Consider the following 14,015-nt stretch of genomic DNA (forward strand, 5'->3'; position numbering starts at 1 on the left):
CACCCACCCCGGAAAGGAACCCACATGTCCATGAGCCGCCGCACCGCCCTGACCGCCACGGCCGCCCTGGCCGCCACCGCCCTGTCCGCCCAACCCGCGAGAGCCGGTGAGGACGACGCCTCCACCGCCCGCCGCATCCTGTTCGAGGACGACTTCTCCGCCGGCTTCGCCACCACCGGCCCCGGCGCCCGCTGGACCCACATCCCGTTCGGCGGCGGCGTAGGCCAGGACGCCACGGCCACCACCTCCCGACGCGGCCTGCGACTCGCCGCGAAGGGCAGCAACCCCCGCACCGGCGACCCCGCGTTCACCCTGACACTGGGCCAGCACGAGACGAGCGGCCTACCCGGCACGCTCGACCACATCAAGTGGCTGTCGTACCCGGACCGCCGCACGAGCGAGGGCACCCTCGGCTTCACCGCCGAGCCGAACCGCCTCCTGGTCGGCGAGTCCTGGATGACGGCGACCACCTACGGCACCGCGGCCCACCCCTTCGGCACCGCGGTCCCCGACGCGCTCGACGACCCGCGGCTCGCCATGGCCGGACTGCCCGTCGAGGACCCGGAGACCGGCATCGCCGTCGACTTCTTCTTCACCGACAAGACGGTGTACGCCTTCTACGAGCGCCTCCCCCACCACCGTGACACGCTCGGGAACTACGCGGCCTTCACCTACGCCGTCCCGGTCGCCCGCCGCTCCTCACCGACCGCCGAGCACCACATCAGGATCGAGTACGACCGCTCGCGCGGCGTCATCCGCTGGTGCCTGGACGGCCGCGAGGTGTTCAAGGTCGACCGCATCGGCCACCTGCTGCCCTCCCGCCGGCACCTTGTGCTCGACCACGGCGGCACCCCGACCTCGGTGACCCCGCGTCAACTCACCTTCGGCCTCGGCATGTTCGTCGCCCTGGACTTCGCCCGCCGGGGTGTCGCCGGTTCCGGCCTGGTCCGCCTGACCGACGAGGCGGGCCACTACTTCGACCCGGTGCACGGCGAGCCCACCCCGCAGTCCTTCCTCGACGACGACAGCCGCCCGGAGAACCGGCTCTGGGGTCAGGGCGCCGCTCTCGGGGTCCGCCGTTTCCTGGTCTCCAGCCGCAACGCCGGCTGATCGAGGAGCCCGCCATGCCACCGTCGTACGACATCGATCCCGAACTGGCCCCGCTCGCCGAGCGAATGCGCCCGCTGGACTACGCCGACCCCGAGGGCGCGCGGTCCGTGATGCGCCAGGTGATGTCCGCGCAACCGCACTACGAGCACCTCGACCGGGTGCGGGTGGAGGACCGCACGCTGCCGGTACCGGGCGGCCCGGAGCTGACCGTCCGCGTCTACACCCCCGCACGGCCGGCCGACGGTGCGCGGCCCGCGCTGCTCTTCCCGCACTGGGGCGGTTTCGTCACCGGCGATCTGGACACCCCGCGTGCGTTCGCCGCCCGGATCGCCGACCAGGTGGGCGCGGTGGTGGTCTCGCCGGACTACCGGCTCGCCCCTGAACACCCGTTCCCGGCGGGCCTGGACGACTGCTGGGCGACGCTGGAGTGGACCGCCGCCAACGCCGCCGAGCTGGGCGTCGACCGCGACCGGATCGGCGTGGGCGGGTTCAGCGCGGGCGGCGCCCTGGCCACCGCCTGCGCACTGCGCGCCCGTGACCTCGGCGGGCCTCGCGTCCGCTTCCAGTACCTGCTGTTCCCGCAGCTCGACGACCGCCTGGAGACCGTGTCGGCACGGGAGTTCACGGACACTCCGGTGCTGGACCGGGCCAGTCTCGTGCTCTGCTGGAAGCACTACGTGGGCTCGGTCGCCGGCCCGACCCCGGTGCTCGCGGCGCCGGCCCGCGCGGAGGACCTGACGGGGCTGCCGCCGGCGTTCGTCGGGGTGTGCGCCTACGACCCGCTGCGCGACGAGGGCATCCAGTTCGCACACCGGCTCATCCAGGCGGGCGTGTCGACCGAACTGGTCCACTATCCGGGAACGTTCCACGCCTCCGTCGGTATCGGGCACGCTGCCGTCTCCCGGCGCATGGTGCGCGACCAGATCGACGCGTTGCGGCGAGGGCTGGGCGTGGCCTGAGAGCCTGCCGTATCGCGCTGTCCGCCGTATCCGCGCAGAGCGACGAAAGATCCGTATACGACGACGAGATCCGCGTACGACGACGAAGGGCCCCGGGTCGGGTGACCCGGGGCCCTTCGTCCGTGCAGTACGCCGGTGATCACCGGTGTTGGCGTCAGACGGCCACACCCGCGCGAGCCGTACGCAGCAGCAGCGCATGCTCGGCCACCCGGCGCCCGAGGTGGGCCGCGGTGAGCACGTCGCCCTTGCGCATGGACTCGGGACCCTGGTCGCCCGGGCACTGGCCCATGGCACCCAGCCAGCCGCCCAGCCGGTTGAGGTCGTTCTCGGTGTCGCCGGGCAGCAGATCGAGGTTGACCCAGTGCATGCCGTGCTGCGCTGCCAGCACCGTGAAGTACTGCAGGGTGTTCAGCTTGTCGCCGCTCATCGCGCCGGAGGTGGTGAAACCGGCCGCGACCTTGTCCTTCCAGGCCTGCCCGTACCAGCGCTCGCTGGTGGCCGCGGCGAACTTGTGGAAGTCCGGGCTGGCCGAACCCATGTAGGTGGGCGAGCCGAAGATGATCGCGTCGGCGGCGTCGAGCCGGGCCCAGTCGTCCTCGGTGACGGTGTCGACCGTCACCACCTCGACCACGGCGCCCGCCACGGAACGTACGCCCTCCTGGACGCCCTCGGCCATTTTCGTGGTGTGCCCGTACCCGCTGTGGTAGGCGATGACGACGGATACCGGGGATGCAGACATGGTTTTCCCTTCGGACGACATATGCAGGACTGAGAATTGGTGGCGCACCCGATTGCACAAACGATTACTTGCGAACCGCAGAATCGGATTACGCCTCCAGCGTGTCAGCAGCGCCTGCGCCGGGGTACTGCTCCTTCGGGCAACAACACCTACCCGAAGGAGCGGCCGAAGGGACGATCAGCGAACCAGCGGACCAGCGGATCAGCGGACGGAACAGACCGAATTCCTGGCCATCAGGTCGTGCTGGAGCGTCTGGAGTTCCGGAGCGGGTTCAATACCCAGCTCCATGTCGAGTATGCGCCAGAGGTTTCGGTAGGCCTGGATGGCCTCGGCGCGCCGTCCGCTTTTGTACAGCGCCTTGATGAGCTGGGCGTGGAAACTCTCGTTGAGCGGATTCTCCGCGACCAGCAGCCGCAGCCGCGGGATGATCTCCTGGTGCCGGCCGAGCCGGGTGCAGGCAGCGATGTGCAGCTCGTGCGCGGACAGCCGCAGTTCGTTGACGTAGGTCAGGTGGGCGTCGAGCACCGGGCCGGTGATCATGCCGGCCAGCACCGGACCGCGCCAGAGCGCGAACGCCTCGTCGAGCAGGACGGCGGCCTTCTCCGCGTCACCCTGGTCCAGCGCGGTGCGGGCCCGGCCGACCAGGCCCTCGAACACGACGACGTCGATGCTGTCGCCGGGTACCTCGATGCTGTAGCCGGCGGGCCGGGTCACCAGGACGGACTGGCCGCCGGGCCCGACCCCGCAGAGCTTGCGTGCGTGGTAGATGTACGTCTGCAGCGTGGTGAGGGCGCTGCGCGGCACGCTCTCCCCCCACAGCTCCTCGATCAGGGTGTGGGCGCCGATCGACTCGCCGTACTGCACGACGAGCAGTCCGAGGAGCTGGCTGACTTTCGACCTGGTCAACGTTGTCGAGCGCCCGTTGTTCAGGACTACCTCGAACTGTCCGAGCAGTTTGAACTTCAATTTCTTTCCCCCATTTTTTGCGGGCACGCAACAAGGGCTGGTCGATTCGCGCGGCGATCTCCGTCCGAAACCGATGCATCGCAGAATACGGAGTGATCATGACTTCGCCGCGGCGCCCCAGTACGCCTGCCCGCGCTCACCTGGCGGTCCAGTCCAGGAACATATTGGACGGTATAAGAACAGGCGCATTCGTGCCACAGGCTCCACAGTGATCGGCGTCACACTAGCCGTTAACTGCCCAAAATAGCGGCCGGGCTTTAGGCCGAGAATTGATCAGCCGAAAGCGATTTCTCAAAATTCGGCAAAGCCTTGGAATTTATAGTCGGGGATTCCCGAGGAGTCCCGGGGGCGGAAAACGGAGGCCGTCCGGCGGGCCGTCGACGGCCAGGCTGACCAGATGTCCGGTGTCGGTGTGATGCGTCGTGAACCGCCACTCCGAGGGCCGCACGGGCCGACCCCGGTCGTCGGTCAGCACCGCGCTGCGACCGTGCAACCGGAATCCGAAGGTGTGGAACGGCAGCCGCGTGCCCACGCCGAGTGCTTTGCTGTAGGCCTCCTTCAAGGTCCACAACCGCAGCAGGGTGCGGGGGCGTTCGGCCGGTGAAGTGGCGTTGAGCACTGCCCGTTCGTAGGGGGTGCAGATCCGCCGGGCGAGCGGTTCCTCCCGTACCGGGCGGGTGGCCCGCTCCACGTCCGCCCCGACCTGCCCGCCCGTCACAGCGAGTGCGAGCACCAGCCGGGTGCCGGTGTGACTCAGGCTCAGCTCCAGGCCGCCGCAGCCCCGCAACCGGGGGCGGCCGGCGGGGTCGCGGGTCAGCTCCAGTTCCCCCGGATCGACGCCGAGGACCGCGCCCGCCATGCTCTTGACGAGCCGCCGGGACGCCACGAGCCGCTGCCGCGCGGCCGGCGGAAGCGCCGAGTCCAGCCGCCCGCGCTCACGCCCGAGCCACCGTACGGCCTCCGGCTTCCCGCACACGGCCCAGTCGGCGACATCCGCGTGGACGACCACACTGCCGTACCGCCCGAGCGCCCGCCGCGCCACGTCGACACTGCGGCCCGGCACCACGGCCAACAACGGCGTCACACCACCGCACACCGCAGCACATCCGCCCGCCACGCCGTACGCGCCCCATCGGAGACCCGCAGATCAAGCCGCACGGCAAGCCGATACAACGCCCCACACAGCCTGGCCCGCCGCATGGAGACGCCGAGGGAGGCGGGGTGGACGGAGGGGCCGGGGTGGCCGGAGGGGTCGGGGCGCCCGGAGGGATCGCGAGGCACGGAGTGCGCTTCTCCGGGGTGCCGGGCCCGGGGGTGATGGCCGACGGGGCAACTGCCGCTGCAGGGACCGAAGGAGGAACCGGACGCGGAGCGGGGGCCTCCGGCGGGCCCGGACAGAGGGTGATGGCCGGCGGAGCAATCAGCAGCGCAGATACCGGAGGAGGAGACAGACGCGGAGCGTAGAACTCCGGCGAGCCCGGACAGAGGGTCGTAACCGGCGGGACAATCACCACCGCAGCAACCGAACGACGACGCAGACCCAGAGCGCGAACCTCCGCCGAGCCCGGACAGACGGTCGTAACCGGCGGAGCAGTCACCACCGCAGCAACCGAAGGAAGACCCGAGCTCGGAACGCGAACCTCCGGCGGAGCCGGGCAAGGGGACCTGCCGGGCCGTCGGCCAGGCACCGGGGCGGCCGTTGCCGGGGCCTGCCGTGCCGTGCCGTTCGGGTCCGTACCGATGCGCCCCCGCCTCCTGCCAGCCGTCGAGGCAGGCGGCGGCCGCGGTGAGCAGGGCGCAGCGCTCCAGGAGAGCGTGCGGCGGTTCCCCGCCGACCGACTCGGCGCCGACGGCGGCCAGTTCACGCCGTTCCGCCTCCAGCAGGCCGACCAGCTCCGCCAACGGCTGCGGCAGCCCACGGCCGCGTACGGGAGTGAGAGGCCGGGCCAGCCTGTCCTCCCCCGTGGCGATGCGGGCGAGCCGCTGACCGAGCCGCTCCCACGTCTGCGGGGACCGCTCCCGCACCGCCCGCACCAGCACGCGCCGCCGGCGCCGGTACTCCACGGCCGCGACGTCGGGCCGGTGCAACCGCGCCCCCAGTACGGGCGCGATCCCGCCGACCCCCTCCAGCAGCAGCACGGGGACCAGGCACCGCGCGGCGGCGGACCGGTTCCCTCCGTCATGCCGGAGAAGCCGGTCGCAGATCCACAGGTCGAGGTAGCAGGCGCCCACGGCATCGGACGCGGCGGCGCTCAAGGCGCCCGGTGCCATTGGGCCTTGCGTGCCGGAGGCCACGGCGCCGGAAGTTCGCCCACCCATGGTGCCGGGCACTTGCGAGCCCACACTGCGGCGCGCCTCCGCGCCCACCGCTTCAACGACCCCATACAGCGCCGCCGCCGCATGGCTGAGCAGGCGGCCGGGTTCCAAGGGCCCCCGTGCCCCGGGTCCGACGACCCGTAGTCCCGCCCGCGGGACCGTCGCCATGCCGCCACCGGAGTCGCTCCGGCCGTCCCACGGTCCTCGTCGGTCCTGTGTCCGCATGGCTCACCGCACTCCTTTCGAAGGCCCCGTTTCGGTGGGCCCGGGTCGGCGAGGCCTCACCATCGGCGCACGGCGTCGGAGGCGGCTGGGAGCGCGACGGAGGGGTGCTGGACCGGTTCCAGCGGGCTCCAAGGGGGTCGCCGCACGATGTGTGTGACGGGGACCGTCCACGTCATGTCACACCCACCGAGCCCGAGGAGACGACTGCGATGGCGACTGTTGGCATCGTTGGCATCGAGGACCTGCGCCGCATCCTGGTGGCCTGCGCCGGCGAAGAGGAGGGCTCCCGGCTGGGCGGCGACACCCTCGACACCCCTTTCGAGGAGCTGGGTTACGACTCGCTCGCCCTCATGGAAACGGCTGCGGCCATACAGGAGGAGTACGGGATCGTGCTGCCCGACGAGGAGGTGAGCGAGGCCCACACCCCGCGCAGCCTGCTCGATTTGGCCAACGGAGCGGTCCGTACCGGCGGCTGACCCACCCGCAATGTCCACGGCCCGGCCTGACCGGCCCAGCCCAGCGCGACCCGGCCCCCGACAGCATCACCGCTGCCGGGGGCCGGGCCCGTCCCATGACCACCGCGTCCGTCACCACGGCACGCGTTCGTTCACGTCCCCCTCCATGCTCCCGTGGAAGCCGCCCGTCCCCCCGGCGCCCAACGCCAGCCGTACGGGGACCTCGGCACCCTCCTCGACCGTGCGGGTCCCCCGGCTGAACGGCGAGTCGGCGTTCAGGTCGGTGGCCACGAGCCCGGGGTTGGCCGCGTTGACGCGGATCCCGGCGTCGCGCAGCGCCTCGGCGTACACCAGGGTCACCGCGTTGAGGGCTGCCTTGGAGGAGCTGTAGGCGAGCAGGCCGCGCGAGGCCGCCGGGTGATCGGGGTCGTCGAGGAGGGTCAACGACCCGAGCGGGCTGGACAGGTTGACCACTCGGGCGTCCTTCGAGCGCCGCAGCAGCGGCAGGCACGCCCGCGTCACGGCGACCGTGCCGAGGACGTTGACCTCGATCGCCCGGCGCAGATGGTCCTCCGTGACGTCCTCGACGGGCAGGCCCCACTCGGTGACGATCCCGGCGTTGTTGACGAGGACGTCGAGCCTGCCGCACTCCGCCTCGATCGTCCGGACCGCCGCGTCGACCTGCTCCCGCACGGTGACGTCGAGCCGCACGAACCGCACGTCGAGGCCCGCCGCCCCCAGTTCGCCCGCGGCCACACGGCCCCGTGTCTCGTCCCGCGCCCCCAGGAACACGGTCAGTCCCTCGGCCGCGAGCCGCCGCGCGATCTCCTTGCCGAGGCCCTTGTTGGCCCCGGTCACCAGCGCGATGTCCCTCATGCCACCCCCACCCGTTCCAGGTCCGCGAGTGCCGCGGCACGGTCTCCGTACGCGCGGGTGAGCGCCGAGCCGAGCCGGGCCTGTTCGACCGTATAGGTCTGGGTGCCCACGGTGACAAGGGCGAGCGAGGCCATCGCACAGCCCAGCCGGGCCCGGTCCACCGCCTCCCACCCCTGGCTGACGCCGGCCAGGTAGCCGGCCCGGAAGGCGTCCCCGACCCCGGTGGGGTCCGTGTGCGCCGGCACGGGCACGGCCGGGATGTCGAGCGTCGGTCGGTCGGCCCGCTCGATCCGGCAGCCCTTCGCGCCCAGCGTGGTCACCCAGGTGCCGACGCGGTCGAGGACCTCGTCGTGCTCCCACCCGGTGCGGAAGAGCAGCAGGGCACTCTCGTACTCGTTGGTGAACAAGTGGTCGGCCCCGTCGACGAGTTCCCGTACGGCGGCACCGTCGAGCCGGGCCAGTTGCTGGGAAGGGTCGGCGGCGAAGGGGACACCGAGAGCGCGGCAGGCACGGGTGTGGCGCAGCATCGCCGAGGGATCGTCCGCACCGATCAGGACATAACCCACCACATACTCCCGAATCACGGCGACCAGGTCGACGCGATCCGCCTCGGCCATCGCCCCGGCGTAGAAGGTGGCGAGCTGGTTGCCGTCGACGTCCGTGGTGCACATGAAGCGGGCGGTGTGCCGATCGGCGGAGACATGCACGGCCGAGATGTCCACGCCATGCGCGGCGAGCACGCCGCCGTACTCCTCGAAGTCGGTACCGGCCGCGCCGACCAGCACGGGCCGGTGACCGAGCGCGGCCAGGCCGTAGGCGATGTTGGCCCCGACCCCGCCGTGCCGCACGTCCAGCGTGTCGGCGAGGAAGGACAGCGACACGTGGTCGAGCCGCTCCGGGAGCAGCTGCTCCACGAACCGCCCGGGAAAGGTGAGCAGATGGTCGGTCGCGATGGACCCGGTGACGGCGATGGTCCGCGACCCGCACGGCCGGTCGCCGGTGACGGCAGGGTTACGGCCATTGCCACCGGCGACAGCAGGATTCAGGGCATCGCCGTGGCCGACGGCAGGACTCCGGGCATTGTCGTCGGCCATGTCTAGAGCCCCGCCGCGGACAGCAGCGCATCCACACGGTCGGTGCGCTCCCAGGTGAAGTCGGGCAGCTCCCGGCCGAAGTGGCCGTAGGCGGCGGTCTGGGCGTAGATGGGGCGCAGCAGGTCCAGGTCGCGGATGATCGCGGCCGGACGCAGGTCGAAGACCTCGTCGATGGCGGCCTGGATACGGTTCACCGGCACCTCCTCGGTACCGAACGTCTCCACGTAGAGCCCGACCGGCTCGGCCTTGCCGATGGCGTACGCCACCTGGACCTCGCAGCGGGTGGCCAGCCCCGCCGCGACGACGTTCTTGGCGACCCACCGCATCGCGTACGCGGCACTGCGGTCCACCTTCGACGGATCCTTGCCGGAGAAGGCCCCGCCACCGTGCCGGGCCATGCCGCCGTACGTGTCGATGACGATCTTCCGCCCGGTCAGCCCCGCGTCGCCCATCGGCCCGCCGATCTCGAAGCGGCCCGTCGGATTCACCAGCAGCCGGTAGCCCTCCGCTTCCAACTTGACGCCCTCTTCGGCCAATTGGGCCACGACAGGCTCGACGACATGGGTGCGCACGTCGGGGCTGAGCAGCCCTTCCAGGCTGATGTTCGCGGCATGCTGCGAGGAGACGACCACGGTGTCCAGACGGACCGCGCGGTCCCCGTCGTACTCGATGGTGACCTGCGTCTTGCCGTCGGGGCGCAGGTAGGGGAGGGTGCCGTCCCTGCGGACGTCGGCCAGGCGGGCGGAGAGACGGTGTGCGAGGTGGATCGGCAGCGGCATCAGCTCCGCCGTCTCGTCGCACGCGAAGCCGAACATCAGGCCCTGGTCGCCGGCGCCTCCGGTGTCCACGCCCTGGGCGATGTCCGGCGACTGGGTACCGATCGACACGGACACCCCACAGGAAGCGCCGTCGAACCCCTTGGCCGACGCGTCGTACCCGATGCGCAGGACCGTGTCCCGGACGAGCTGGGCGACCGGCGCGTACGCCGTGGTGCTGACCTCTCCCGCGACGTGCACCTGACCGGTGGTGATCAGCGTCTCCACGGCGACACGTGCGGCGGGATCGGCCGCCAGCAGATGGTCGAGGATGGTGTCGCTGACCTGGTCGGCGATCTTGTCGGGGTGGCCCTCGGTGACGGACTCCGAGGTGAACAGACGTAGAGACACGGCTCTCCCTGGGTTCGCAGCGGCTGCTGACTGACTGCGCGAAGTGTGCGCACCGCCGGTCGAGGACCGCTTGGAGCACCGCGGGACAGGTGCTCCAGTCCGAGGCCGGCACCTCGTCCCACGCGACCTGGTGGATTTGCTCCTCGACGTGGAACATCAAGGCTCAGCGTGCCGCGGGGTTGCCCTGATGGGTGAAGGCGGCCCACAGGTGGATCTTGTGCAGGTCGGGGCGGGCGGACTCACGGTGCAGCAGGTCGCCCAGGCCGGGCGGGGGCCGGCGGTCCGGGTCGAGCATCCACAGCTGGGCGGCGCGCAGCGCGTCGGCGGGAGCGAGGTCCTCGCTGGTGAGGAAGTGGTGGAAGACGGCCATCATCAGCGCGGTCGCGCTGTCGTTGACGGCCCAGCGGGAGCCGACCACGTCGGCCGCACCCCGGGCGACCAGGGCGGTGGAGAGAGTCAGCGCCTCGTCGTGGTCGCCCGTGCTCAGGTCGGTCTCGCAGGCGCTGAGCACGACCAGCGGGCCGTCCGAGCCGGGCTCCGCGGCCGCGGCGTGGTCCAGGATCCGGGCGACGGTCAGCGCGCCGTCGGCCAGCGACAGCGCCGATCGCGCGGGACTCGGACTGGCCATGCCGTGGCAGGACATGTGCACGACCGCCGCCGGCTGATCACCGCCCGGCAACACGGCCAGCAGGTCCTCGCAGCTCCCCGGCGCGTCCGGCACACCCTCGGCCGCCACGAACTCGCCGTAGCGCCGGGCGTCCGGGTAGCAGGCCGAACGCAGCGCCTCCATCTCGACCTCGGCCCACACCAGGCTGAGCCCCGGGTCGGTGACCAGCACCCGGCGCCCGGTGGCGGGCAGCCGGTCGCGGGCGGCGGCCCGCAGGAACTGCGCCCCGGACGGGGCGTAGCTGAACACCGCGTCCTCGCAGGCGTACCGGTAACCCCCCAGCGGGATGCGGTTACGCGCCGCATGCCAGGGGACGACACCGAGGGGGCCGCACGGGACCAGTACGATCCGCGGCGGCCGGCCGAGGGGTTCCAGGGAGTCGAGGACCGGCCCGATGGCGGCGGGCCAGGCCCAGTCGCACAGCTCGCTCATCGCTGCCTGCCATTCCGTCTCGGCGGCCTCCCGCGACGCCTGCGACGCGTCCGGGTCGGCCGCCTTGCGGGAACGGTCGGCGGCGGCGGCGAGGTAACGCCCCAACTGGTGGCTGCCGGGAGAGAGCAGCAGCGGCAGGGTGAGCACGGCGGGCTCGGCGCCGCCGGGGCGCAGGATCAGCACGTGTCCCGGGATGTGCGGGCGGAAGCCCTCGCCGGGGACCAGGTAGACCAGTGCGTCGGCTCCCGAGGCGGCCAGCGCGGCGGTCAGTGCGGCGGCGTCCGGTGTGCCGAGCAACTCCCGTGCGCCGGTGCCGTTTCCCGCCCCCAGTGCGGCGAGCGCCTGGCGCCGCAAGCTGCCCGGCAGCTCAGCGCCGGCGGCCGGGGCCGCGACCACGGCCGCTCTCCCCGGCCGGAGCGGATCCCCCTCAGCCGGATGCCGCTCGCCCGCGTCCCTCTCAGCCCGGTCCCCGTCATGCGGACCCCGCTGAAGTGGATGCCGCGGTGCCTGCGTCCGCCACCGCTCGGCCAGGTCGGAGTGACCCCGGTCCGCCAGCAGCCGGGCCACGCCGTGTCCGGCCGCGGCCGTCTGGAGCACCAGGGCGCGGCCCAGCTCCAGCGCCTCCACGACCTCGGCGGGACGGTGGTCCTCGGAGCACCGCAGGGCCAGCCACAGCGCGTGGCCGGCCGCGGTCCGGGCCGCCGACAGGGCGTGCTCGGCGCCGAGTTGAAGGAGGACATCGGCGGCCATCAGCTCCAGTGCCTCGCGGCGGGCGTCCAGGCTCGCCTGCCAGTCCTCACTCTCGTACCCGCCGCCGGTCATCGCGCTCTTCCAGCGGGCCGTGGACAGCTCCGTCAGAACCTCGACGTTCAACGGCGTGCCGCCGTGGCCTTCGGCGGCCAGGGCGCGGACCCTGTTCAGCTCTTCGAAGCACGGGTCGAGCAGGCTGAGGTCACTGCGGTGGGTGGTCGCGCGGAGCATGACCTGGCCGAGGGCGAGCCGCAGCTGGGCTTCCGCCAAGGGTGACGTCGGCGATTCCTCGATCGCCCGATGGACCTCCGCGATGGCGCGGTCGATGACTTCCCGGCGGGGGTCGACCCTGGCCAGATCGATCATCATCTGGGCCCGTACCGTGGGGAAATGCGGTGCGAACAGCGGCGGGACCGTGGCCGGATCGGTCTCCGCCGCCTCCCTCAGATACCGGGCGGCGGCGCGGCGGTCCGCCTGGTCACCGGTACGGAGGGCACGTCCGCCGTGGGCCTGGCCCAGCATGCCGGTGATGACGAAGCGTGACCCCGCGTCGGGCTCAGGGGAGGCGTACAGTCCGCCCAGCTTCTGGATCAGGTCATCTGTCGCGCGGGCCATAGCGGCCTGATCCCGGCTGCGGAGGGCCTGTTGGAACCTGGTGAAGAGGCTGAACACCTGGACGTCGTAGCGTCCACCGCCGGCAGTCAGCCCCTCGGCCATCGACAGGGCGGCCGCGCCGTCCTGGAGGCTGCCTCCGAGCCTGGCGGCGGTGGCGACGCGCTGGGCGAGGAGGGCGGTCAGGTGCCGCCGGGTGGCCGCGGGCTTCGCCCCGTCCGCCGGAAGGGCGTCGATCAGCCCCCGGAGCCACGCCGCGCTGCGCTCTGCGCGCGCGATCCCGCCGTTCGACACCCACAGGTTGTCGATCGAGGTGGCCAGGATCACTTCCAGGCCCAGCTCTCGCTGCCAGACCGAACGCGCCGCGGGGTCCGGGTCCAGCCACGCCGCGGCCGCGTCCACCTCGCCGAAGTCCAGCGTTTCCGGCATCCGGAGGTTCCCCGCCAACAGCAGGGCGGCGTGGAACTTGGCCACGCGGATCCGCTCGGGCGCGTCCACAGGCAGGGCGAGCAATGCCTCCCTGGCCGCCTGCGCGATGCCGCGGACACGTTCGACGAGCGACCGGGGATCCTGCCCGCCCGATCTGAGCGCGGCGAGCAGCTCGCGCAGCGGCGCGAACTCCGGCTGGTCCAGGCCCAGATCCGCCAGTTCCCGGCCGGCGTCCGCCATGGAGACCGGGGAATCGTTCACGGTGACGCACAGCCACTCCAGCAGGCGCGCGAAACCCACCGCGTCGCGGCGCGCCCAGTCCAGCACCCCCTGGACGGCGTCGGCCGGCGCCTCATCCACGGACTCTTCGCGGGGCAGCGCACCGGCCGGCCCCGCCGCCGCCTCACCCTCGTTGCCCTCCTGGGGCACAGACCCGTTGCCCTCCTGGGGCAAAGACGGCGAATTCTCCTCAGGCGGGCCGGGGAGCAAGGACAGCAGCGCCGCGACGCGGTTCATTTCGGCCACCACCTTCTCCCGCGTCGACAGGTCCCCGGCGACGATGCGGGCGAGAACGTTGAGGGCCTCGGTCAGCTGCCGCCGCAGGATTTCGGTCACGGCCGGCGGCCATGAGCCGTCGCGCACCTCCCGAGGAATGTCCGGCGGGGTGAGGAGCTCGGCCAGGTTGCGCCGGGCCATCATGGCGAGAGGGTCGTTCAGCGGCATGACACGGTCGGCCGCCCGGAGATGGCTCACGGCCGCCTCCCACTCCTTCGGATCGGCCTGCCGCCGGCCCTTGAGCCGCGCCCACATCAGCAGCCCGAGCCAGGGCACGACGGCCGCCTTGGCCGGGTCCTCCGCCGGCAACAGCCTCTCGACGGTGGCCAGATGCTCGATCACCGACCGCAACGCGGCCAGCCGCGGATTCCTCTGCGCGTCGGGCCACAGCTCGTGCGCCTGGCGAACGGCGACGGCGGCCCAGGCCCTGAGCCCCGCCACGTCTCCCTCACCATGGTCCAACTGCTTCTCGTCGGCCATGCGTCTCCCCGCGACTGATGCCCCCGGCCCGCTCCCCCGCAACGGTCCGCGGCTGGGTGGGCGAGGTCGTTGAATCGAGGACAGGCTAGTGCCCGGCGACCTTGGCAACTGGTCGGTGACAGGCCGAATACCGGGCGAACTCAGTGCAGGCCCAGCGCGTGCAGCTGGTGGGACCGGCTGCGGG

At 72.1% G+C, this 14,015-nt stretch carries 11 protein-coding genes; 3 read left to right on the top strand and 8 right to left on the bottom strand.

Translation table 11 applies throughout. The features are described 5' to 3' along the window. Positions 1–30 precede the first annotated feature (30 nt). A complete protein-coding gene (locus ACIA8X_RS00595; RefSeq protein WP_393449321.1) occupies positions 31–1,110 on the top strand; it encodes a DUF6081 family protein in 1,080 nt (359 codons plus the stop codon). Between the two features lie 14 nt (positions 1,111–1,124). Then, positions 1,125–2,069, top strand: a complete 945-nt coding sequence (locus ACIA8X_RS00600) for an alpha/beta hydrolase (protein WP_393449324.1) — start codon at positions 1,125–1,127, stop codon at positions 2,067–2,069. A 154-nt stretch (positions 2,070–2,223) separates the two neighbouring features. Here the strand turns inward: ACIA8X_RS00600 and ACIA8X_RS00605 are convergent, their stop codons facing one another. From ACIA8X_RS00605 to ACIA8X_RS00620, 4 genes are all read right to left on the bottom strand, one after another. After that, on the bottom strand, positions 2,224–2,808 hold the full coding sequence (locus tag ACIA8X_RS00605) for a flavodoxin family protein (protein ID WP_393449327.1): 585 nt from the start codon (positions 2,806–2,808) through the stop codon (positions 2,224–2,226). Positions 2,809–3,009: 201 nt separating this feature from the next. Continuing rightward, a complete protein-coding gene (locus ACIA8X_RS00610; protein WP_393449330.1) occupies positions 3,010–3,714 on the bottom strand; it encodes a BTAD domain-containing putative transcriptional regulator in 705 nt (234 codons plus the stop codon). Between the two features lie 376 nt (positions 3,715–4,090). Continuing rightward, a complete protein-coding gene (locus ACIA8X_RS00615; protein WP_393449333.1) occupies positions 4,091–4,858 on the bottom strand; it encodes a 4'-phosphopantetheinyl transferase family protein in 768 nt (255 codons plus the stop codon). Then, entirely contained in the window at positions 4,855–6,045 is a 1,191-nt protein-coding gene (locus tag ACIA8X_RS00620; RefSeq protein WP_399457466.1) for a hypothetical protein, read from the bottom strand. The genes ACIA8X_RS00615 and ACIA8X_RS00620 overlap by 4 nt, the downstream gene beginning before the upstream one ends. A gap of 479 nt (positions 6,046–6,524) precedes the next feature. On the opposite strand from ACIA8X_RS00620, the gene ACIA8X_RS00625 reads away from it, so the two are divergent. Next, positions 6,525–6,791 carry an acyl carrier protein gene (locus ACIA8X_RS00625; protein ID WP_393449339.1) on the top strand — a complete coding sequence of 89 codons (267 nt, stop codon included), beginning with the start codon at positions 6,525–6,527 and terminating at the stop codon, positions 6,789–6,791. A 111-nt stretch (positions 6,792–6,902) separates the two neighbouring features. On the opposite strand, the gene ACIA8X_RS00630 is transcribed toward ACIA8X_RS00625, so the two are convergent. From ACIA8X_RS00630 to ACIA8X_RS00645, 4 genes are all read right to left on the bottom strand, one after another. Beyond that, positions 6,903–7,646 carry an SDR family NAD(P)-dependent oxidoreductase gene (locus tag ACIA8X_RS00630; protein ID WP_399457467.1) on the bottom strand — a complete coding sequence of 248 codons (744 nt, stop codon included), beginning with the start codon at positions 7,644–7,646 and terminating at the stop codon, positions 6,903–6,905. Beyond that, positions 7,643–8,740 (bottom strand): carbohydrate kinase family protein, encoded by a 1,098-nt coding sequence (locus ACIA8X_RS00635; protein WP_393449345.1) that lies wholly within the window; start codon positions 8,738–8,740, stop codon positions 7,643–7,645. Before ACIA8X_RS00635 ends, ACIA8X_RS00630 begins: the two co-directional genes overlap by 4 nt. A gap of 2 nt (positions 8,741–8,742) precedes the next feature. Further along, on the bottom strand, positions 8,743–9,906 hold the full coding sequence (gene metK / locus ACIA8X_RS00640; protein ID WP_393449348.1) for a methionine adenosyltransferase: 1,164 nt from the start codon (positions 9,904–9,906) through the stop codon (positions 8,743–8,745). A gap of 163 nt (positions 9,907–10,069) precedes the next feature. After that, the gene (locus ACIA8X_RS00645) at positions 10,070–13,831 is read right to left on the bottom strand and encodes a CHAT domain-containing protein (protein ID WP_399457468.1); all 3,762 of its coding nucleotides are present in this window, start codon (positions 13,829–13,831) and stop codon (positions 10,070–10,072) included. Positions 13,832–14,015: the final 184 nt, after the last annotated feature.

The sequence above is a fragment of the Streptomyces sp. NPDC051738 genome, assembly GCF_044453205.1.
Taxonomy (GTDB): domain Bacteria; phylum Actinomycetota; class Actinomycetes; order Streptomycetales; family Streptomycetaceae; genus Streptomyces.